Raw genomic sequence first — 19,111 nt, 5'->3', positions numbered from 1 at the left:
GAAAAAGCTTAACCCGTGATAGTGTCGTCCGATCAATTCAGCGAGCACAGAGGGCGCTTATGGCCAGCCTTACCATTGGCAATCTTGACCCGCAGATTTATGAGCAATTGCGCAACAACGCGCGCAGCAATGGCAGGTCCATGGAGGAAGAGGCTCGCTTGATTCTGAGGCGCGCTCTCGATCAGATGGATGGTGCTCATGGATTGGGGACACGAATCAACAACCGATTCAAAACTAGTGGCGGGATCGTGTTGGATCTGCCACATCGCAAGAGTGGGCAGTGAATGCGAAGCAAGGGCTAACCCGAAATAACTTGTGTCTGTTCAAAAGCATTCGCGGGCAAGCCCGCTCCCACAGGTTCAGTGAGTAACCTGTAGGAGCGAGGCTTGCCCGCGAATGGATCTTTCATTCACCGCAAAGTGAATATCAAACCCGGAAGTGACTCACCATCATCTGCAACTGATTGCCCAACCGCGCCAGCTCGACACTGGACGCAGCGGTTTCGTCGCTGGCGGTGGCGGTCTGTTCGGACACGTCGCGTACGTTGATGATGCTGCGGCTGATCTCCTCGGCCACGGCGCTTTGTTGCTCGGCGGCGGCAGCGATCTGCTGGTTCATTGACTGAATGTTGGACACCGTGCGGGTGATGTTTTCCAGTGATACGCCGGCCTTGCGAGTCAGCGCCACGCTGCTGTCGGTCAGGGTACGGCTGTTGTTCATCACCGCCGCCACTTGTTGAGTGCCGTTCTGCAAGCCGGCCACCAGGCCTTCGATTTCCTCGGTGGATTTTTGCGTGCGCTGGGCCAGGCCACGAACTTCGTCAGCCACCACCGCAAAACCACGACCGGCCTCACCGGCACGGGCCGCTTCGATGGCAGCGTTGAGGGCCAGCAGATTGGTCTGCTCGGCCACGGCTTTGATCACATCCATGACGCTGCCGATCTTGTCGCTTTCCTGCTGCAGTACGCTCATCGCTTCAGTGGAACGCACCACTTCGCTGGCCAGGCGCTCGATCTGGGCGATGGCTTCGTTGACCACTTTGTCACCTTCGCGAGCTTCACCGTCAGCGGCGGCTGCGGCTTGGGAGGCTTCTTCGGCGTTGCGCGCGACTTCCTGCACGGTGGCTGTCATTTCGTGCATGGCGGTGGCGACCTGATCGGTTTCCACTTTTTGGCTGTTCACACCGGCGCTGGTCTGTTCGGTCACGGCCGACAGTTCTTCGGCGGCGCTGGCGATCTGAGTGACGCCGTCACGGATGCCACTGATCAAGTCCCGCAGGGTCACGCCCATGCGCGCAATGCCTTGCTGCAACACGCCGAGTTCGTCGCGGCGGGTGACTTTGATGTCTTGAGACAAGTCACCACCGGCGATGCGTTCGACCACTTTAAGGGTATCGCGCAACGGACCGGTGATCTGACGGGTGATGACCACGGCGGCGATGATGCCCACCAGCAACGCCAGCAAGGTGCTGATCAATTGCAGTGTGCGGGCCTGGGCGCTTTCGGCATCACGGCGGTCGAGCTGGAATTGATACAGCTTATCGCTCAGGGTCACGATGGCGGCGCCCTGATCGGTCATTTCCTTGCGCGCCTGCACCGCATCGCTGTTGGCGGCCTTATAGGCTTGCAAGGCACTGCGGTAGTTGCTTAGGGCGGTTTCCAACTGACGCAGCGCGTCTTGTTGGGTTTCGGCGAAATGTGTGTTCAGTGATTTCAGGCTGGCAATGGCCGCATCCAGTTGGGAAACGGCCTTTTGCTCGGTCTCGGCATTGGTGTTGGCGGTGTAGCCGCGCACTTCATAGCGGGCAAGAATGAACGCTTCCTTGGCGGCGGTGATGGCCAGGAACTGTTCGAAGCGCTGATCGCTCAAGGGCATTTGCTGCACACGGATATTGATCGCATCGATCAGCTTGCTAGCGGTTTCGGCGTTGGCTGCCATGGCTTCGCGGGCACTGTTGCCGGTGCGGTAGGCGCTGCGCATTTTGTTCAGCGACGTCTGATAATCGGCGATGGTCGCGGCCTGCTCTTTGAGCATTTTGACGTTTTCAGGGTTTTTGAAGCTGCCCAGCAGGGCGGTTTGCTGAGCAACAAAACCGTCCAGGGTGGTTTGCACAGTCTGTGCGGCGGTTTCGTCGCCGTTGGTCAGCATGTATTGCAGGCGAACCACGCGCAGCTTGGTCAGGCCGGCATTGAGCTGAGTGATGTCGCTCATCCAGTTGCTGCGGTCAATCAACCCGCCCAGGCTGGTCCAGCCGGTCAGGGCGAGGATGCAGGTCAGTGCCAGGACCAGGCCGAATCCCAGGCCCAGTTTCAGGTTCACGCTGATGTTGCCGAACCAGCTATTCATCAAATTCCTCCAGGAACGTTGCGCTTTTGATCGTCGGTTGGCTGGAAGATTTTTGTTTTTGGGAGCCAGCAAGGTGTGTAGCAGGTATGTATCGGCCGCAATCCCGGGAGCTGAAAGGATTTTGTCGGATGGATTCTGTAACAAGATTTTTACGCAGGTCTTAAGCTTTTTTTCACATGGGTTTCACCAGCAGCCGACGCGAGACTCTCTACTCTGGTGGCTTTGTATGATTGTGATGCATGCCGGCGAGGCGGCTAACCGTGGAATTGAGACTGAGTCTGTTCGGGATAAAACGCTCGATCGATCTAAGCCGTTTGGCCCGTTATCGAAACGCCGCGGTCATCGTGGCCTCGCTGCTGCTGGTGATTCCGCTGACCGTGTGGCTGTTGCGGCCTGCGGCTGTGCCCGATCTGGCCCATGGCAATGTGGCGGGTGCCCGTGCGCTGGCTGCGGGTTGGGCCAAGGGCGACATGATCGTGCTGGTGCGTCACGTTGAGCGTTGCGATCACTCCACCGCCGCCTGTCTGATTGGCAATGATGGCATTACAGATCGCTCGCGCAGTGTGGCAGTGGGGGTCGGTGCGCAGTTTGAACATCTGGGCCTGAACAAGGCCGATATCTACAACAGTCCGGTCATCCGTGCGGCACAGACCTCCAGTTATATGTTCAACAAGGTCGGCGTCGGCGAAGACTGGCTGATCAACTGCCGGGGCAGCATGTTACGTGATGCCCTGGCGCACAAAGTGGCCGGGCGCAACCTGATTCTGGTGACCCACAGTGAGTGCATGGCGGAACTCGAAAAAGAGCTCAAGCTGCCGACTGCTACTCTAGGCTACGGCGCTTCTCTGTTTATCTCCGCTGAAAAACCTCAGGAACCTCGTATGCTTGGTTCCATCGAAGCCTCTGACTGGCATTCGGTGACCACCGAATGAGCTTCTTCATCCCTCTGGATCTGGACGTACGATGCTGACTTCTTCCCGTTACCGCTTTTACTGGGTGAACTTTGGTATTCCGCTGGCCTGCGCGGTCGCGGTGTTTCTGATGTTTGACATGACCAAAATCGACATCGCTTTCAGCGATCTTTTTTATGACCCGGTTACCCAGGTGTTTCCGTTGGAGCATGTCCGTCTGTTCGAGCAGATCACCCATAAATGGGCGCGGATCATCCCGAACTGGACCGGTGAGATTGCGATCATCGGCGCCGTGCTGTCATTTCTCTGGCCGCGACTGAAGGCTGAAAAACATTCGAAGATCATCGCCTTCCTGGAAAAAATCAAAGTCGCGCCCGTGCTTCGGTTCGCCAGTAAACACCGCCGAGACTTCCTGTATATGGTGTTCGCGTTTTCCATCAGCACCGGCGTTATCCACTACCTCAAGAGCCACACCAGTGTGTATTGCCCGGTTGAAACCACTCAGTACGCCGGGAAAATCGAGCACAAGGAGTGGTACCAGAATTTTGACCTGCTGAAAGAAGCCGGTGACGGTCGCTGCTGGCCGGGTGGGCATGCGTCGGGCGGCTTCACCATGCTCGCGTTGTACTTCGTGGCTCGCCGCTACCGCTGGCGGCACGCCAAAGCGGTGATGTACGGCTCGCTGCTGCTCGGTTTTGTCTATGGCACGACACGAGTCCTGCAAGGCTGGCACTACATGTCCCACACCTTCTGGTCCGGGATCTTCGTGTGGCTGACGTGTTTGCTGACGGCGTTGGCGTTTTATGGGCGTGCGCGGCTGGAGCTGCCGTTGTTGCAGAAGGCTGCGCTACCCGTCGCTGAGCCGTTTACAGGGTCACAAAGTAGTAAGCCTGACGCCCCACCTTCATTGTCTTGATCACCTTCAAGGGCGCGGCGGGTTCATTTACACCAGACATGAGTGCCACATTAGCCGGTGAGGCGCTCAGAAACTCATGCAATTGCGCCTCGGTATCCAGGCCTTTGAGTACGCGCCGGGTGTAGAACACACTGGCGCCGCCCACCCGCTCGTTGGCCTGAAACAACGCGACCTGCTGCCCGCTGTCCTGAAATGCCTGAATCTGTTCAGTCAGCGGCAGGAAGGACAGTGTGCGATCAGCGTGAGGCAATGCCCATTGAGCCGCGGCGACATAGCTGCCGATCACCACGGCCAGTACGCCAACACCTACACCACGACGATGCCGGACAATCAGCCCAGGCAAGGTCGACGCACCGGTGTAGGCTTGAAGCCGCTCGAACAGCACTCTCGCATACTCCGCGGCAATCACCGCCGCCGCCGGCGTCATGGACATCATGTACACCGTGCGTTTGCTCGACGCCAGGGTCAGCATGACGAACTGCGCCAGCAGCCACACCGTGAAAAACAACAGGTAACGATTGGCCATCAGGCTTTTGCGAAAGTGCCACAGCCCCAGGTACACCAGAATGTTCCAGGGCGCGAAGGCCTCCGGCAGCTTGGCCAGGTAGTAGTAGAACGGTTCGTAATGGCCGGCCTCGACGAAGGAGCCGCTGAAGCGCCCGACGCTATTGGTCAGCAACACTTCCCCCACGGCATGCACGCCATCGCGCTGATACAGCACCGCGAGCCAGATCATCAGCGGCACCAATCCCAACAGTGTCAACAGGCCGGGGCGCAGCCAGTCCGAGGGCTTCAGGCGCTTGTCCATCAAGGTTTCGGCCAGCAGATACGCGAAGATCACCACCCCCGGCATCGCCAGCCCCAGCACGCCTTTGCTCAAGGTCGCGATAGCGATTCCTGAAGCAAACAGCAGGGCATTGCCGACGGTCGAGTGCCGTTGACCATGAAAAAACGCCAGCAGCGCCATACTCACGCCGAAGGCCAGCAATGCGTCTTCGCCGACGCTGCGCGTATTACTCCAATAACTGGCCATGGTCGCCAGCAAAATCCCCGCCGTCCAGGCAACAACCTTGGGCCGGTTGAATCGCCGCAGCATCGTGTACAACAGCATCACACTGAACAGCCCGGCAAACGCGGACGTCAGTCGCACCGCCCACGGCGTACCACCGAATGCGCGAATCGCCCCGGCGTCGAGCCACAAGCTCAAGGGCGGTTTTTCAAGAAACGGCTCGCCGAACAAATGCGGGGTCACCCAGTCGTTATCCAGGTGCATCTCCATGGCAATTCCGGCGACCCGGGCCTCCGTGGAACCTTGTAATTGGTGATTGCTTAGCGCGAAGAAAAACAGCAGAGCGGCGAGTAGAAACAGTGAAGAGACGGGACGTGACATGAGTTTCTGGCTAACCGAGCAGGGACCGGGAACCCAAGCATACGAGTTGAATGCTTAACGAAACATGAACGGCCAGCGAGAGGTGACGGGTGACGTTGGGGCAGCACTAACGGGGGCGATCTGAGTAGCAGCGTCCTTCCAGGCGCTGTTATTGTCTGACGTCATGGAGTTGGTAGCTAAGGATGATGCAATGGAGCTTGCGCTGACGGTTGGCACTCACACATTGAGATTGAGCGCCCCCGACCCCGAATGGTGTAAAGCGTTGCAGCATGCGCTGAACGCCAGTTTTACAGTCCACTGCGAATTTCTGCCCTGGGCCAAACCCTACACCACCGAGGACGAGGCCCGATCGTTCCTCGCGCGGGCAGTCGATGAATTCAAAAGCGAAACCGGTGAGCGGCGGCTGTTTATCGTCGACGATACCGCGCACGCGATCGTCGGCTGCATTGGCTTGAAGCCCCGGCGCCGTAACCGGTATGTGGTCGGCTACTGGGTCAATACCGAGTATTCGGGCAAGGGCTATATGCGCACGACGCTTGAAGCGTTGATCAAAAGCATGCCCGGATTCACGTTTTACCTGACCATTGCCTCGGCCAATGTGGCGAGCCAACGGCTGGCCGAAGCGGCCGGGTTTGGTTTGATCAGACGGTGTTATCAGAGGGCTTGTTTGCAGCCGCATGAGGCGCAGGATACGTATTTGTATCGGTTGAAATGATGGTGGGAGCAGTCACTGGAACCGACCGCTAACCAAATCGCAGGCAAAAAAAAGCCCGCGGGAGGGCGGGCAAACCGTAGTTTCTTGAATGAGCGAGGGGGAATGTACAGGTTGGAGGGAGGCGATGGGGTGAAGAAAAATTCATGTGGATGGATGGCTTCAGTCGCTCGTTCGTAGCTTCACCAAAGGTATGTAATGAAACTGCATTGTCTCGTATAAGTAACATTCAGCTTCAATTGTCACGCATACAGAACATCTCTACCCATTCAAAGCCCAAAAAGGCACCTGCGATATTCTCGTCAGGTGCCTTTTTGTGTTGGGGGAGCGGTAAAGACTCCATTCGATCAACGAGCGCGATCACTCAGTGAAGAACGGGAGGCTCTCCCGCGGCAACCGACGCGTTCGGATCAAGGTTATCCTTCGCTCGGTTGACCAAAAGCTCGGTCAGCATCGTCAACTGCTGAAGCGCCAGTGCCACATTGCGCTGTGGGCCTTCGAGTCGGTTGGCAAAGTCCAGCGTCATGACGTTGAGGGACGCCAGGGTTTCGCTGGCGTGAGCGAGCAGGGTGGGCATGTCGACGTCGGGGCGGACGCTGAAGATGTTCCTGTTCAGGTTGCGCCGACGGGCGCTGACGGCGCGTTCGGTGGTTTTGGGCTGTTGGGTCGGGTCGAGGGTTTCAGGCTGTGAAGTGGCTGGGTTTTTCAGTGGGATTCGGGTGATCTTTTTCATAAGGGCGTTCCATTGGTTTGGGGATCCTTACGTAATTTCGGCTTGTTAAAACCATCCGCAGGGTCGCAGCGAAGGGTGAAGACTATCTTCCAGAAATGTTGTTCGCCAGTTCATGACAGTCGCTACGGGTTGCAGGAAAATTCCCAGGACGACGTGGTTCTAATCTGTCAGAGAAATCCTTTTTCACTACTGTTGACCCTGAGCAACCGCCGTGCCGTCTCAGCCGCTCAGTGTTGGTGCCTGTGATGGATATCGGGAAAGTGCGGATGACTGTGTTTGATGGGAGCGTGGTCGTGTAAATGGCTATGAGGTTCAGTGCCGTCCCACTCAAAGGCATGTTCATGTTGATGGTGTTCATCGTGAATATGCGGATGGTCATGTGTTTGCGGATCGTGTTGGTGTTCGTGAGAATGGCTTTCGGTCAGGTGTATCCAGACGCCAACCCCCATCAGGCCTGCGGCCACCCAGAACACCCACGTCACCGCTTCGCCTAACAACAGGATCGAAATAGCGGCCCCCAGGAACGGTGCAGTCGAGAAGTACGCACCTGTGCGCGCGGTGCCAAGCCACCGCAAAGCCAAAACGAACAGCACCAGGCTAACGCCGTAGCCCAAAAAGCCTACGAGTAGCGTTGGCCCCAGTAGAGACAATTCAGGGAGATGCATTCCAAGAGCAATCCCCAAAGCGCAGTTGACGACCCCGGCGACCAATCCTTTGATGCCAGCGATGAACAATGCATCCGACGCGGAAACCTTCCGGGTAAGGTTGTTATCGATGGCCCAACAAAAACAGGCAATCACCACGGCGACCGGGCCAACCCAGCCATGGATCCCTGCGGAAGTTTGAGGCCAACCCAAGAGCACGCCACCGGCAACGATTGCGATCATTCCAGCGACGATCCGCCGGTCGGCGTTCTCCTTGAACAGCATCCAGGCAAGCAGGGCGGTTAACACCGCCTCAAGGTTTAGCAACAGCGAAGCAGTGGTAGCGGATGTGAGAGTGAGGCCGAACATTAAAGACACCGGCCCCAGCACGCCGCCGAACGCGATAGCACCAATGAGCCATGGCCATTCGGAAAGGGTTAAACCGACAGGCAGCCAGCCGTGATCACGGATCAGCCGGGTGACCGTGAGACCCAAGCCACTTCCCAGGTAAAGCAAGCCGGCGAGCAAGACGGGTGAAACGTTCAGCCCCAGGACCTTGGCAAGCGGTGTACTGGCACCAAACAGCGCTGCAGCACCCAAGGCGTATAAAACGCTTTTGTTCATCATCTGTTCCGTAGCAAAAGGCATGGTTGAGAGACACGATACTCGTCATGCATCGACAGCGCATTGAATCGAACCCACAAAAAAGGCACCTGCGATAGGCTCGTCAGGTGCCTTTTTACGTTGGGGGCGCGGCTGCCGGAATCGTTAAGACGCTGAAACCTGCCTCTGCAACCGCCGCCCAACCACATCCAGCAAATCGCAACCATCGCGCAACGAAGTCACCAACACCCGCGCCAGCTCACTGTGAACGCCTTCGCTTACGGCGAAACTCTCCAGCAATTGAGTCGCCGTGCGGATGCGGTAGGCCGCCGTTTCATGCAGCACATCCAGCGGCGCTTCGGTGTCGATCAGCAGCGACGCGATAGTGCAGTCGATGCCGGTGATCGGCATGTATCGATCCATGACAAAACCTCCATTCGATCAACGAGCGCGATCACTCAGTGGCAGACGGGTTCGACCGCCGGCATGGGCGAATCGAGATTATCCAGCGCTCGATTGATCAACATCTCGGCCAGCACGGCCAGTTGCTGCATCGCCAACGCCACATTGCGATGCGAGCCTTCGAGATGGTCGGCCAGGTCGGTGGTCATGACGTTCAAGGAGGCCAGGGTTTCGCTGGCGTGACCGAGCAGGGTGGGGGTGTCGACGTCGGGGAGGATGGTGAACACATGGCTCACGGGGTCGGGGTGTTTCGGGTTGCGCAAGCGGGCGCTGACGGCGCGTTGGGTGGCTTGGGAGAGTTGGGTCAGGTCGAGGTCTTCCGACTCTGAAAGGGTTGGGTTTTCAAGTGGGTTGGTCTTTTTCATGGAGGAACTCCGAAAGGTTAGGGATCCCTACGCTTTTCGGCCTGTCAAAACCGTCCGCCGGGTTGCAGCGAAGACGGAAGGTTATCTTCTCGGATCGTTACTCGCCAGTTCATGAGGTTCGCCACAACTTGAGGGAAATTTCCTAGGACGGGGCGGATGCCAGCCAGAATTTTTTTGGAAGGAGGTTCTGGATTTGTCGTGGCGTTTGGGGGGGCGACGCTGGGCTGGCTGCCGATGGGTGCCTGGACGCCAACTCCCAGATGCAACAAAGCCCGCACTTGGCGGGCTTTGTCGTTTTCGGATTGGTGGAGCCGGGGGGAATTGAACCCCCGTCCGCCAGTACTCCGCTGTCGGTACTACATGCGTAGCCGTGTCTATTAAGTTAACCCTCAGCGACCCGACGGGCAGGGTGCTTTGGGCGAGTTGTGTAAGTTTTAGCCGCTTCGTCCACAACGTACTGCACGGCGATTCTGTTCTATATGACAATCACTTTGGGTTTACAGACATCCCCTGATGATTGCTGGACCCGAAGGTACCAGAAGCTCAGGATCTAAAGCTGCTTACGCAGCGAGAGAGAATTCCTGGCCGTAGGTTTCGTCATTGGCAACTATAAGTAGTTGCAACAGTGGATTTACGACTTCTGTTACCAAGTCGGCATGCACCTAAAGTTTCGCAACCGGCGTCGAATCCAAAGCGGCCCCGAACCTGCTGTGCATAACCAGCAGGTAAGCGAAGTGTACGCCAATACGCGCGCCGAGTCGACCTTCTGTCCTTACCTGCATGTTATCTGGCCTGGCCCTAATGGCTATTCATGTGGCTTTGAATGTCCTGAAGCGCTTGCTGCGCCAGGGAAACACACTCTCTGTCGTTGTTGGAGGCGTGGGCGGCCTTGGCTTGTTCGGCTTTGGTGACGACGACACCTTTGGTGGCGGCATCCAGCGTGGCTGCGCTGGACAGCTTGCTGTTGACCTCCTGGAGCTTCATTACGCATTGATCGCTATCGTTTGAGGCGTATGCGGAGGAGGCCAGCATTGTTGCAGCGATGAGCAGTCCAGCCAGGGCGGAACGCTTCATGGGTATCTCCTGGAACGGGGGTGGGGATTGGGCCACGCTGATTGGGGCTTAACAAATGGACTGTGACGGCGTGCAAGGGTTCTGTTTTCGCTTGCGAGGGAGTGAAAGATTTTCCGAGAGGAGGGTGCGAAAAAGGGGCAATAACGCCTAACGCACAATCCCTGTGGGAGCGGGTTTGTGCATTATGCGTTAATGCCCCTTCTTTTTGTGCTTCGGCGTCAGACCGCTCTAGCCCGGGTCACCCGATCCACCAGATAGACCAGCCCGTGGTAGTCAATTCCACCGTGTTGTGTCAGACCAATCTCACAGGTGCGGCTGGTGGAGATCCCTTCGCTGCATTGCTGTACCGCGTCCTTCAGCGTGCGTAACGAATGCGCGTTCAATTCCGGCGTGGTGAAGCCTTTGTCGCCAGCAAAACCACAGCAGTGAATGCCTTCCGGAATGACTACGTTGTTACTGCACTTACGCGCCAGATCGATCAACGCCTGGCTTTCGCCAAGATGTTGCGTGCTGCACGTGACGTGTACCGCGATCGGTGCTTCCTGCGGGGTGAAGTCCAGTCGGTCCATCAAATGCGTACGAATGAAACGCACCGGGTCGTACAGGTCCAGTCGTGCGTCGCCCAGGTCCTGAACCAGCCTCAGCGTGCAGGGGCTGGTGTCGCAGTAGATCGGGTCGAGCCCGCCGCGGCTGGCATGCAGCAGTGCGCCGATCAGCTCCTGACGTTTGTGTTCGGCCTGTTCGGCATAGCCCTTGGACGCGAATGGCTGACCACAGCAGAGGTTGTCCTGATTGTCTGGAAAAACTACCTGGTAACCAGCCTTTTCCAGCAGGCCACGGGTTTTGTCGTACAGCGACATTTGCTCTTTATCACCTGCCGTCGGGCCCATGACCCGCGACACGCAGGCCGCGAGGTACACCACCCGAGGGCGTTTGTCCGACACGCTCGGGCTGAAGCGAATGGCCTTTTCCGGTTGTGGCATGGCGTTGGTCCATTGCGGAACCTGGCCTTTGGACAAACGGGTCAATGTTGCCGAAAGCTTCGCCAAACGTGGTGCCCCCAACAGCATCCGCGCACCGTTGGCGACGTGCAGGGTGAAGCGTGCGCCTTGCAACGCGGTGGCGAAATTACCTTCAATCCAGTTGGCGGTTTTCGTATGGGTCGCGTTACGGCCACGGAGCTTTTTCACCAGCTCGCCGGTGTTGATGCCTACAGGGCAACGTTGTGCACACAGGCCTGTGGCGGCGCAGGTATCGATGCCCTGATATTCGTAGGCCTGTTCCAGTTCGGCGGTGTCTATGCCGGCGCGCTTCTTCGCCTGGATGTCACGCCAGATCACAATGCGCTGGCGAGGGCTCAAGGTCAGGCCTTTCGACGGGCACACCGGTTCGCAGAAACCGCACTCGATGCACTTATCCACAATCTCATCGGCGGCGGGCAGCGGCTTCAGGTGTTTGAGGTGGATCTGCGGATCGTCGCTGAGCACCACGTCCGGGTTGAGGATGCCGTTGGGGTCGAGCAGGCGTTTGAGCTGCCACATCAACTGGTAGGCATCGCTGCCCCATTCCAGTTCGACGAAGGGCGCCATGTTGCGACCGGTGCCGTGTTCGGCCTTCAGCGAACCGCCGAACTCCACGGCCACCAACTGCGCCACGTCGTCCATGAACGCCTGGTAGCGTGCGATTTCTTCCGCGCTGTTGAAGCCTTGGGTGAAGACGAAGTGCAGATTGCCTTCCAGGGCGTGTCCGAAAAGGATCGCTTCGTCGTAGTGATGTTTGTCGAACAGCTCGATCAGGCGATTCACGCCGATGGCCAGTTGTTCCACCGGGAAGGTCACGTCTTCGATGATCACCGTGGTGCCGGTTTTGCGCACCGCGCCGACGGCGGGGAAGGTGTCCTTGCGGATCGCCCAGAGCCGGGCGTTTTCCACAGGGTCTTCGGTGAAGTCGACTTGTTTCTCTACCGGGAAGCCGGTCAACGACGCCATGATCTGCGCCAGTTGTTCCTGCAGTAACGTGGAAGAGGCTGCGCGGGATTCGATCAACAGGGCGCAGGCGTTAGCCGACAGTTGTTGTACGAAAGCCGGCATGCCGGGTTTGTCCTGCACTGAGCGCAGGCTGCGACGGTCCAGCAGTTCCACGGCCGACACCGGTTGGCTTTTCAGGACGGTGACGGCGTTGCAGCAGGTTTCCACGTCCGGGAACACAATCAGCGCCGACGCCTTGTTCGGGTGATCGATCACCGTGTCGTAGGTCACCGCGCTGATGAACCCCAGCGTGCCTTCGGAACCCACCAGCAAGTGGCTCAAGATATCCACAGGCTCGTCGAAGTCCACCAGGGCATTGAGTGACAGCCCGGTGGTATTTTTCAGACGGTATTTGTGGCGAATTTTCGCAGCCAATTCGGCATTGGCGCGGGTCTCGCGGCCCAACGTCGCCAGGCGCTCCAGCAATTCGGCATGACTCTTTCGGAACGCCGCAACACTGCTGGCGTCTTCGGTATCGAGTCGGCTGCCATCGGCCAGCACCAGACGAATCCCGGCCAGGGTGTGATAAGTATTTTGCGCCGTGCCGCAGCACATGCCGCTGGCATTGTTGGCGACGATGCCGCCGATTTTGCAGGCATTGATTGACGCCGGATCCGGGCCGATCTTGCGTCCGAACGGTGCCAGCCACGCATTAGCTTGGGCGCCGATTACGCCCGGTTGCAGGCGGATTTGCATGCCCTGACCACGGATCTCGCGACCGTTCCAGTTATCCCCCAGCACGATCAGTACCGAGTCACTGATGGCCTGGCCAGACAGGCTGGTGCCGGCGGCGCGGAAGGTCACCGGGACGTGGTCCCGTTGCGCCAGTTTGAGCAGCGCCACCACTTCATCTTCGGACTCGACGCGGATCACCAGTTCTGGAATCAGCCGGTAGAAACTGGCGTCGGTGCCGAAGGCCAGAGTCGATAGCGGGTCGTCGAAACGTCGTGCTTCAGGAATCAGTTGCTGCGCATCGCGCAGAAAAGCCGCTGGTAGACTCATTGGTCCTCCAGGATCAACACCACCAAGTCTTTCGGGCCGTGGGCACCGTAAGCCAGCACTTGCTCGATGTCGGCAGTCTTCGACGGGCCGGACACCAGCAAGGCGTTGGTCGGCATGCCTTGGGCCCATTCGAACTCCTGCTGCACCTGATAGAAGTTGTCGCGGATTTCACTGGCCTTGAGCAGGGCGAAATGCACCGGCGGCACCAGGCTCATCAAGCGCGGTTCTTCCCGCGTCGGCCAGAGAATCAGGCTACCGGTCGCGGCGATCGCGCCGAGGGTGGTGGTCAGGCTGGCCGGGGTGTCGTTGAACAACTCGGCTTTCCATTCCTCGACCGGGCGGTTGTAGGCTTTGAGCGCTGGCAGGCCAGGATTTTTCGCCCAATGCTCGGTGATGCGTTGCCCGTGGGGCGTCGTCGGCGCAATCAGCAGGCTCGACAATTGGCGATCCCGCAGCAACTGTGCGAGCAATTCGGGCCAGCCTTCTCTGGAGGTCAGATGGATTTCGGTGTGCACCGCTTCCATCAGTTTGCGCAGTTGCGAAATGCGTTGTTCCGGCGTGTAGGTGTAGGGCTCGGTCACCAGTTCGACATCGAAGTTGTCAGCCACCGGCGTGGTGCCCGTCAGACTGTTGCGCAACTTGGCGAGGATATTTTGCTTGGCGCTCATCAACGGTCCCCTTGTTTGGCCAGATGCTCGCGGGCCATGTCATGCAGTGAGCGGGCCGCGGGTTTCGGTGCGCTGTGGTTCTGGGTCCATGGGCCGACGTTGCTCGGTGTCAGCGCTCGCAGGCGAGTGGCGAAGAAGCCGAACAGGCGATAAAGCGTTGGCGAACTGTTGAGCCTGGCCCAGGCGTTCCAGATAAATCGTTCTTTGCGCGAATACTTGCTGCCCTGACCGCGCATCACTTGATGTGGGCTGTCCGGCGCTTTGACGTTTTCTTCCCGCAGGCGACGCAGCAATGCGGGGATCGGAATTTTTACCGGGCAGACTTCACCGCAGGCGCCGCATAACGACGAGGCACTCGGGTGGTCGGGGACTTTCGCCAGGCCGACCATGTGCGGGGTGATGATTTTTCCGATAGGCCCAGGGTAAACCTCGCCGTAGGCATGACCGCCGATTCGGGTGTAGACCGGGCAATGATTCATACAGGCGCCGCAGCGGATGCAGTTCAGGGTCTGGCGCAATTCGCTGTCGGCAAACGCCTGGCTGCGACCGTTGTCGAGCAGCACCAGGTGCACTTTCTGCGGGCCGTCGAGTTCATGTTCCTTGCGCGGACCGGAGATCATGTTGACGTAGGTGGTAATCGGAATGCCCAGGGCCGAGCGGGTCAGCAGCGACAACAGAGGCACTACGTCGCGCAGGTTTTCCACGACTTTTTCGATGCCGGTGACGGCGATGTGCACCGGCGGCACAGTGGTGGTCATCCGCCCGTTACCTTCGTTTTCCACCAGCAGCAAGGTGCCGGTTTCGGCCACGGCGAAGTTGACGCCGGAGACGCCAATGTCGGCTTCGAAGAATTTCTGCCGCAAGACTTTGCGACCGATCTGAATGAGTTGGTCAACGTCCTTGGTGTACTCCACGCCAAGTTTGTCGTGGAACAAGGACGCGACCTGACCGGCATTCTTGTGGATCGCCGGCATAATGATGTGTGAAGGCTTCTCGTGGTCGAGCTGGACGATGTATTCACCCATGTCCGACTCCAGGCATTCAATGCCTTGAGCTTCGAGGACATGGTTCATCTCCATCTCTTCGCTGACCATCGATTTGCCCTTGATCACTTGCCGCCCCTCGTGAGCGCGGATGATCGACAAGACGATGCCATTGGCTTCGTCCACCGTTTCCGCCCAGTGCACTGTCACACCGTTGCGGGTCAGGTTCTGTTCAAGCTGCTCGAGCAGGTCGGGCAACTTGGATAACGCACGGGCGCGGACCGCATTGCCCAGCGCTCGCAAATGTTCTCTTTCATGGGCATCGCTGAAAGACGCTGCCCGTTTGCTCATTAGTGAATCCATCGCCGTGCGAAAGTTGTTTCGCAGTTGCGTGTCAGCCAAAGCCTTGTGAGCCCGGCTGCGAAAATCTTCTTCTACGGCGACCGTAGGAATAATCGTGGAGCTGCTCATCGGGCACCTCCGGTTCGCTGCCAAAGGAAGCTGGCCAGATGCTGACCGCGCAACGCTTCCTGCTGTTTCTCCAACGAGCCGTTGATGTTCATCAGGCAGCCGCAGTCGGCACTGAGTACCTTGTGCGCGCCGGATTCCTTCAACGCACGGGTCTTGTCAGCCACCATCGCACCGGAAATATCCGGCATACGGACGCTGAAAGTCCCACCAAAGCCACAGCATTCACTTTCGTGGCTGTGGTCGACTCGCTCCACGTTGCTCAGCTGCGCCAACAACTCACGGCCATGCAGGTGGGTGTTCATTTCACGGCGTGCCGAGCACGACGTGTGCAACGCCACTTTCACCGGTTCGCCGCTGTCCTTGAGCTGCACCTTGCAGACAAACAGCAGGAACTCGGCAAGTTCGTAAGTCCGTGCCGCGAGGGCCTGAACCTGTTTCAACGTTTGCGGCTCGTCCTTGAACAGGTCGGCATAGTGTTCGCGCAACATGCCCGCGCAAGAGCCCGACGGCACCACCACCGGATAATCCCCGGCAAACAACGCCAGTTGCGAGCGCGCCACGGTCCGGGCCTGTTCGGTGTAACCCGAGGTGTAGGCCGGTTGCCCGCAGCAGCTTTGCCCTTGCGGGTATTCGACACGAATGCCCTCGCGTTCCAGCAGGTGGATCGCGTCCATCCCGGCTTCGGGGTAGAACAGATCCACCACGCAGGTCCCGAACAGGTACACCCGTGACGGTTTTTCGCTGGGGTATTGCCGAGGTTCAGGCAGTGGCGGGGCGACGCGGGTCGCGTTCGGCACAGCGTTGTAAAAAAGCTCGCTCATCAGGCGTGTCTCCGGGTGGTCCCGGTTATCCGTCCGCTGAGGCTGCTGAATATAGAGAGAGAAGCTTTCAGCAGCCTTGCAGACCCGGTTGTGAATAGCTGACGCCGGGGGCGTAACCCAGCGTCGGTTTTTTCCGTGTGGCGTGTAGTGCTTAGTGCACCAGCATGCCGGTGAACCAGTAAGCCTGGGCCAAGGTGATCAGGCCGACGATCGTTGCAAAGAATAGGCTGTGCTTGAGGGTGAAGCGGAACAGATCCGATTCTTTGCCCACCAGCCCGGTCGCGGCGCAGGCCACGGCGATCGATTGCGGCGAGATCATTTTGCCGGTCACCCCGCCGCTGGTGTTCGCCGCCACCAGCAAGGTGTCGTTGACGCCGATCTGGTGCGCGGTGGTCGCTTGCAGCGAACTGAACAGCGCGTTGGACGAGGTATCGGAGCCGGTCAGGAACACACCGAGCCAGCCGAGGAATGGCGAGAAGAACGGGAACGCCGCGCCGGTGCCAGCCAATACCAGAGCCATGGTCGACGACATGCCCGAGTAGTTGGTGACGAAGGCGAACGCCAGCACCATGCCGATGGACAAAATCGGCCAGCGCAGTTCGTAGAACGTCTCTTTTAAAGTGGTCAGACCAGTTTTGATGTTGACCTTCAGCACCAGCATCGAGATCAGCGCGGAGAAGAAAATCGCCGTGCCGGTCGCGGAAACCGGATCGAGTTTGAACACCGCCGGAATCGCTGTCGGGTTGGTTACGATCGGCGCAACCTTGATCACCATTTGATCCAGGTGCGGGATCGCGAAGTTGAACACCCAGCCATACATCGAGCCGCCGGCGGCAAACATCGCCTTGAACGGTTTCAGCGTCCAGATAGTCACCAATACGGTGAGGATCAGGAACGGCGACCAGGCTTTGAAAATTTCCCCCAGGCTGTAAGGCGAAGCCTCGGTGGTGCGCGGTTGGCCGAAACCACCGGTGCTGGCCACCACGGAAGCCGAGACTGCGCCGACGATGTGCGCGCCCGCAGCGCGTTTTGGCTGCCAGATTTTCAGGAACAGCGTCAGGGAAATCAGGCTGACCAGCGCCGAGGTGATGTCCGGCAGTTCCGGGCCAATGAAGTTCGAGGTGAAGTATTGGGTGATGGCAAAACTCAAGCCGGCCACCAGCGCAGCTGGCCAGGTTTCCCGAACGCCGCGCAGGCCGTCCATCATGAACACCAGCCAGAACGGCACGAACAGCGACAGCAACGGCAGCTGGCGACCGGTCATGGCGCCGATCTTGAAGGCGTCGATGCCGGTGACTTGCCCGGCGACGATGATCGGAATCCCCAAGGCGCCGAAGGCCACCGGCGCGGTATTGGCGATCAGGCACAGGCCGGCGGCGTACAGCGGGTTGAAGCCCAGTCCAACCAGCAGTGCGGCGGTAATCGCTACCGGTGCGCCGAAACCGGCGGCACCTTCCAGGAACGCGCCGAAGCAGAAGCCGATCAGCAGCACTTGCAGGCGCTGGTCATCGGTAATCGACAGCACCGAGCTGCGGATCACTTCGAACTGGCCACTCTTGACCGTCAGTTTGTAGAGGAACACCGCTGCCACGATGATCCACGCAATCGGCCACAGCCCGTAGGCAAAGCCATATCCAGCGGCGGCGAAAGCCATGTCGACCGGCATCTGGAAAGCGAAGATTGCCACGGCAATGGACAACGCCAGGGTGATGCTGCCGGCCACATGGCCTTTGAGGCGGAACACGGCCAAAGCCAGGAAGAAAAATACGATGGGAATGACGGCCGCGAGTGCGGACACGCCGAGACTGCCGAGCGGGCTGTAGAGCTGTTGCCAGGTTTGCATATGGGGTGGCCCCTAATTGTTGTTGGTCAGGCACTGGTCAGCGTTCTTGGATAATTGGTAAGACCAATTTACAATCGCTGTTGGCTAGGGTAAAAGCCTTGGAGGCGGTGTGTCAATTTGCCGCCCTAAAACTTTTGTCGAATGAGCGGTGCAGAACGCATCTGATCTGTTCGATCAAGCGTCGTCTGGTAGGTGCTGGCGCAGCGCCGATAGGCCAGAATAGAGAGCCCGGCGAGCCGCCGGGATCGTGGAGAATTGAGTGATGGGGTTTGATCAGATTCGGCAACGCCGTTTGTCTGACGATATTGTCGAGCAACTCGAGGGGATGATTCTCGAGGGCACCTTGAAGGCTGGCGAACGCCTGCCGGCAGAGCGTGCGTTGGCCGAGCAGTTCGGCGTGTCACGCCCTTCGTTGCGTGAGGCGATTCAGAAACTGGTGGCCAAAGGGCTGCTGGTCAGTCGTCAGGGCGGCGGCAATTATGTGGTGGAATCCCTGGGCTCGACGTTCAGCGATCCACTGCTGCATCTGCTGGAAAGCAACCCCGAGGCCCAGCGCGATTTGCTGGAGTTTCGCCATACCCTGGAAGCGTCCTGTGCTTACTACGCAGCATTGCGCGCCACCGACGTCGATCGCGAGCGGTTGACGGCGGCGTTTGACGAATTGCAGGACTGCTATTCGCGCCACGACGAAGTGAGCCGGGCGGAAGAGGGCGCGGCGGATGCAAATTTTCACTTGGCGATCGCCGAGGCCAGTCATAACGCAGTGTTGCTGCACACCATTCGCGGACTGTTCGACCTGCTCAAGCGCAACGTGGTGACCAACATTGGCGGCATGTACAAACAGCGCGTCGAAACCCGTGACATGCTGATTGCGCAGCACCGAGAGTTGTACCAGGCGATTATTGAGGGGCGGGCGGAAGAGGCGCGAGAAGTGTCCAGTCGGCACATTTTGTATGTGCAGGAAGTGCTGGAAGAGGTGCGTCAGGAAGTGCAGCGCATGGCTCGGGCGGAGCGACGCAAGGGGATGTAGTGTGTGGCGAGGGAGCTTGCTCCCGCTGGGGCGCGAAGCGGCCCCCCGGCCAGCATTGTGGGCAGATTGTTTACGACTGCTTCGCAGCCGAGCGGGAGCAAGCTCCCTCG

Annotated in this window: 17 protein-coding genes, 1 other RNA gene and 1 pseudogene; 5 read left to right on the top strand and 14 right to left on the bottom strand. The window is 58.7% G+C overall.

The features are described 5' to 3' along the window. Positions 1 to 59: 59 nt before the first annotated feature. Entirely contained in the window at positions 60 to 284 is a 225-nt protein-coding gene (locus ACCC96_RS16090) for a FitA-like ribbon-helix-helix domain-containing protein (RefSeq protein ID WP_258672321.1), read from the top strand. A 142-nt stretch (positions 285 to 426) separates the two neighbouring features. Here the strand turns inward: ACCC96_RS16090 and ACCC96_RS16085 are convergent, their stop codons facing one another. Together ACCC96_RS16085 and ACCC96_RS16080 are read right to left on the bottom strand one after the other, a co-directional pair. Further along, positions 427 to 1,131 carry a methyl-accepting chemotaxis protein gene (locus ACCC96_RS16085; RefSeq protein WP_404942391.1) on the bottom strand — a complete coding sequence of 235 codons (705 nt, stop codon included), beginning with the start codon at positions 1,129 to 1,131 and terminating at the stop codon, positions 427 to 429. A gap of 201 nt (positions 1,132 to 1,332) precedes the next feature. Further along, a pseudogene (locus tag ACCC96_RS16080) lies at positions 1,333 to 2,211 on the bottom strand (methyl-accepting chemotaxis protein); the annotation flags it as partial. Between the two features lie 395 nt (positions 2,212 to 2,606). Between ACCC96_RS16080 and ACCC96_RS16075 the strand changes: the two are divergent. Next, positions 2,607 to 3,278: a histidine phosphatase family protein gene (locus tag ACCC96_RS16075; RefSeq protein WP_019651030.1), complete on the top strand. Its 672-nt coding sequence runs from the start codon at positions 2,607 to 2,609 to the stop codon at positions 3,276 to 3,278. A gap of 31 nt (positions 3,279 to 3,309) precedes the next feature. Continuing rightward, positions 3,310 to 4,173, top strand: a complete 864-nt coding sequence (locus tag ACCC96_RS16070; protein WP_413696282.1) for a phosphatase PAP2 family protein — start codon at positions 3,310 to 3,312, stop codon at positions 4,171 to 4,173. Here the strand turns inward: ACCC96_RS16070 and ACCC96_RS16065 are convergent. Next, positions 4,124 to 5,563: an ArnT family glycosyltransferase gene (locus ACCC96_RS16065; RefSeq protein WP_258672324.1), complete on the bottom strand. Its 1,440-nt coding sequence runs from the start codon at positions 5,561 to 5,563 to the stop codon at positions 4,124 to 4,126. The two genes, ACCC96_RS16070 and ACCC96_RS16065, sit on opposite strands and share 50 nt — an antisense overlap. 190 nt (positions 5,564 to 5,753) lie before the next feature. On the opposite strand from ACCC96_RS16065, the gene ACCC96_RS16060 reads away from it, so the two are divergent. Next, a complete protein-coding gene (locus ACCC96_RS16060) occupies positions 5,754 to 6,278 on the top strand; it encodes a GNAT family N-acetyltransferase (protein ID WP_413696281.1) in 525 nt (174 codons plus the stop codon). 361 nt (positions 6,279 to 6,639) lie between these two features. Here ACCC96_RS16060 and ACCC96_RS16055 read toward each other — a convergent pair whose 3' ends face one another. From ACCC96_RS16055 to ACCC96_RS16005, 11 genes are all read right to left on the bottom strand, one after another. Continuing rightward, positions 6,640 to 7,008, bottom strand: a complete 369-nt coding sequence (locus ACCC96_RS16055; protein ID WP_413696280.1) for a DUF6124 family protein — start codon at positions 7,006 to 7,008, stop codon at positions 6,640 to 6,642. 227 nt (positions 7,009 to 7,235) lie between these two features. Then, on the bottom strand, positions 7,236 to 8,276 hold the full coding sequence (locus ACCC96_RS16050) for an EamA family transporter (protein WP_413696279.1): 1,041 nt from the start codon (positions 8,274 to 8,276) through the stop codon (positions 7,236 to 7,238). Positions 8,277 to 8,420: 144 nt separating this feature from the next. Continuing rightward, positions 8,421 to 8,678, bottom strand: coding sequence for a hypothetical protein (locus ACCC96_RS16045; protein WP_018929441.1), 258 nt, complete (start codon positions 8,676 to 8,678; stop codon positions 8,421 to 8,423). A 35-nt stretch (positions 8,679 to 8,713) separates the two neighbouring features. Further along, positions 8,714 to 9,082, bottom strand: a complete 369-nt coding sequence (locus tag ACCC96_RS16040; protein ID WP_413696278.1) for a DUF6124 family protein — start codon at positions 9,080 to 9,082, stop codon at positions 8,714 to 8,716. Positions 9,083 to 9,385: 303 nt separating this feature from the next. Further along, positions 9,386 to 9,783: a transfer-messenger RNA gene (ssrA, locus tag ACCC96_RS16035) on the bottom strand. A gap of 97 nt (positions 9,784 to 9,880) precedes the next feature. Further along, positions 9,881 to 10,156 (bottom strand): hypothetical protein, encoded by a 276-nt coding sequence (locus ACCC96_RS16030; protein WP_019582464.1) that lies wholly within the window; start codon positions 10,154 to 10,156, stop codon positions 9,881 to 9,883. 218 nt (positions 10,157 to 10,374) lie between these two features. Beyond that, positions 10,375 to 13,185, bottom strand: a complete 2,811-nt coding sequence (locus tag ACCC96_RS16025; RefSeq protein ID WP_413696277.1) for an FAD-binding and (Fe-S)-binding domain-containing protein — start codon at positions 13,183 to 13,185, stop codon at positions 10,375 to 10,377. Further along, on the bottom strand, positions 13,182 to 13,853 hold the full coding sequence (locus ACCC96_RS16020; protein WP_413696276.1) for a LutC/YkgG family protein: 672 nt from the start codon (positions 13,851 to 13,853) through the stop codon (positions 13,182 to 13,184). Before ACCC96_RS16020 ends, ACCC96_RS16025 begins: the two co-directional genes overlap by 4 nt. Then, a complete protein-coding gene (locus tag ACCC96_RS16015) occupies positions 13,853 to 15,307 on the bottom strand; it encodes a LutB/LldF family L-lactate oxidation iron-sulfur protein (RefSeq protein ID WP_413696275.1) in 1,455 nt (484 codons plus the stop codon). The genes ACCC96_RS16020 and ACCC96_RS16015 overlap by 1 nt, the downstream gene beginning before the upstream one ends. Then, positions 15,304 to 16,128 (bottom strand): (Fe-S)-binding protein, encoded by an 825-nt coding sequence (locus tag ACCC96_RS16010; protein WP_018929467.1) that lies wholly within the window; start codon positions 16,126 to 16,128, stop codon positions 15,304 to 15,306. The genes ACCC96_RS16015 and ACCC96_RS16010 overlap by 4 nt, the downstream gene beginning before the upstream one ends. A 151-nt stretch (positions 16,129 to 16,279) precedes the next feature. Beyond that, positions 16,280 to 17,971: a lactate permease LctP family transporter gene (locus tag ACCC96_RS16005; protein ID WP_413696274.1), complete on the bottom strand. Its 1,692-nt coding sequence runs from the start codon at positions 17,969 to 17,971 to the stop codon at positions 16,280 to 16,282. Positions 17,972 to 18,233: 262 nt separating this feature from the next. Between ACCC96_RS16005 and ACCC96_RS16000 the strand changes: the two genes are divergently transcribed. Further along, on the top strand, positions 18,234 to 19,001 hold the full coding sequence (locus ACCC96_RS16000; protein WP_018929469.1) for an FCD domain-containing protein: 768 nt from the start codon (positions 18,234 to 18,236) through the stop codon (positions 18,999 to 19,001). Positions 19,002 to 19,111 lie beyond the last annotated feature (110 nt).

The sequence above is a fragment of the Pseudomonas sp. Pseusp11 genome, from assembly GCF_047304405.1.
In the GTDB taxonomy this organism is placed as follows: domain Bacteria; phylum Pseudomonadota; class Gammaproteobacteria; order Pseudomonadales; family Pseudomonadaceae; genus Aquipseudomonas.
Note: the sequence above shows the minus strand (reverse complement) of the source record. Positions and strands in the feature narration are given on the sequence as shown.

Excerpts from the sequence above, each read along its gene's own strand:
- ACCC96_RS16090 (WP_258672321.1), top strand. The coding sequence starts at position 60 with ATGGCCAGCCTTACCATTGGCAATCTTGACCCGCAGATTTATGAGCAA.
- ACCC96_RS16085 (WP_404942391.1), bottom strand. The coding sequence starts at position 1,131 with ATGACAGCCACCGTGCAGGAAGTCGCGCGCAACGCCGAAGAAGCCTCC.
- ACCC96_RS16070 (WP_413696282.1), top strand. The coding sequence starts at position 3,310 with ATGCTGACTTCTTCCCGTTACCGCTTTTACTGGGTGAACTTTGGTATT.
- ACCC96_RS16065 (WP_258672324.1), bottom strand. The coding sequence starts at position 5,563 with ATGTCACGTCCCGTCTCTTCACTGTTTCTACTCGCCGCTCTGCTGTTT.
- ACCC96_RS16060 (WP_413696281.1), top strand. The coding sequence starts at position 5,754 with ATGGAGCTTGCGCTGACGGTTGGCACTCACACATTGAGATTGAGCGCC.
- ACCC96_RS16055 (WP_413696280.1), bottom strand. The coding sequence starts at position 7,008 with ATGAAAAAGATCACCCGAATCCCACTGAAAAACCCAGCCACTTCACAG.
- ACCC96_RS16050 (WP_413696279.1), bottom strand. The coding sequence starts at position 8,276 with ATGAACAAAAGCGTTTTATACGCCTTGGGTGCTGCAGCGCTGTTTGGT.
- ACCC96_RS16045 (WP_018929441.1), bottom strand. The coding sequence starts at position 8,678 with ATGGATCGATACATGCCGATCACCGGCATCGACTGCACTATCGCGTCG.
- ACCC96_RS16040 (WP_413696278.1), bottom strand. The coding sequence starts at position 9,082 with ATGAAAAAGACCAACCCACTTGAAAACCCAACCCTTTCAGAGTCGGAA.
- ACCC96_RS16030 (WP_019582464.1), bottom strand. The coding sequence starts at position 10,156 with ATGAAGCGTTCCGCCCTGGCTGGACTGCTCATCGCTGCAACAATGCTG.
- ACCC96_RS16025 (WP_413696277.1), bottom strand. The coding sequence starts at position 13,185 with ATGAGTCTACCAGCGGCTTTTCTGCGCGATGCGCAGCAACTGATTCCT.
- ACCC96_RS16020 (WP_413696276.1), bottom strand. The coding sequence starts at position 13,853 with ATGAGCGCCAAGCAAAATATCCTCGCCAAGTTGCGCAACAGTCTGACG.
- ACCC96_RS16015 (WP_413696275.1), bottom strand. The coding sequence starts at position 15,307 with ATGAGCAGCTCCACGATTATTCCTACGGTCGCCGTAGAAGAAGATTTT.
- ACCC96_RS16010 (WP_018929467.1), bottom strand. The coding sequence starts at position 16,128 with ATGAGCGAGCTTTTTTACAACGCTGTGCCGAACGCGACCCGCGTCGCC.
- ACCC96_RS16005 (WP_413696274.1), bottom strand. The coding sequence starts at position 17,971 with ATGCAAACCTGGCAACAGCTCTACAGCCCGCTCGGCAGTCTCGGCGTG.
- ACCC96_RS16000 (WP_018929469.1), top strand. The coding sequence starts at position 18,234 with ATGGGGTTTGATCAGATTCGGCAACGCCGTTTGTCTGACGATATTGTC.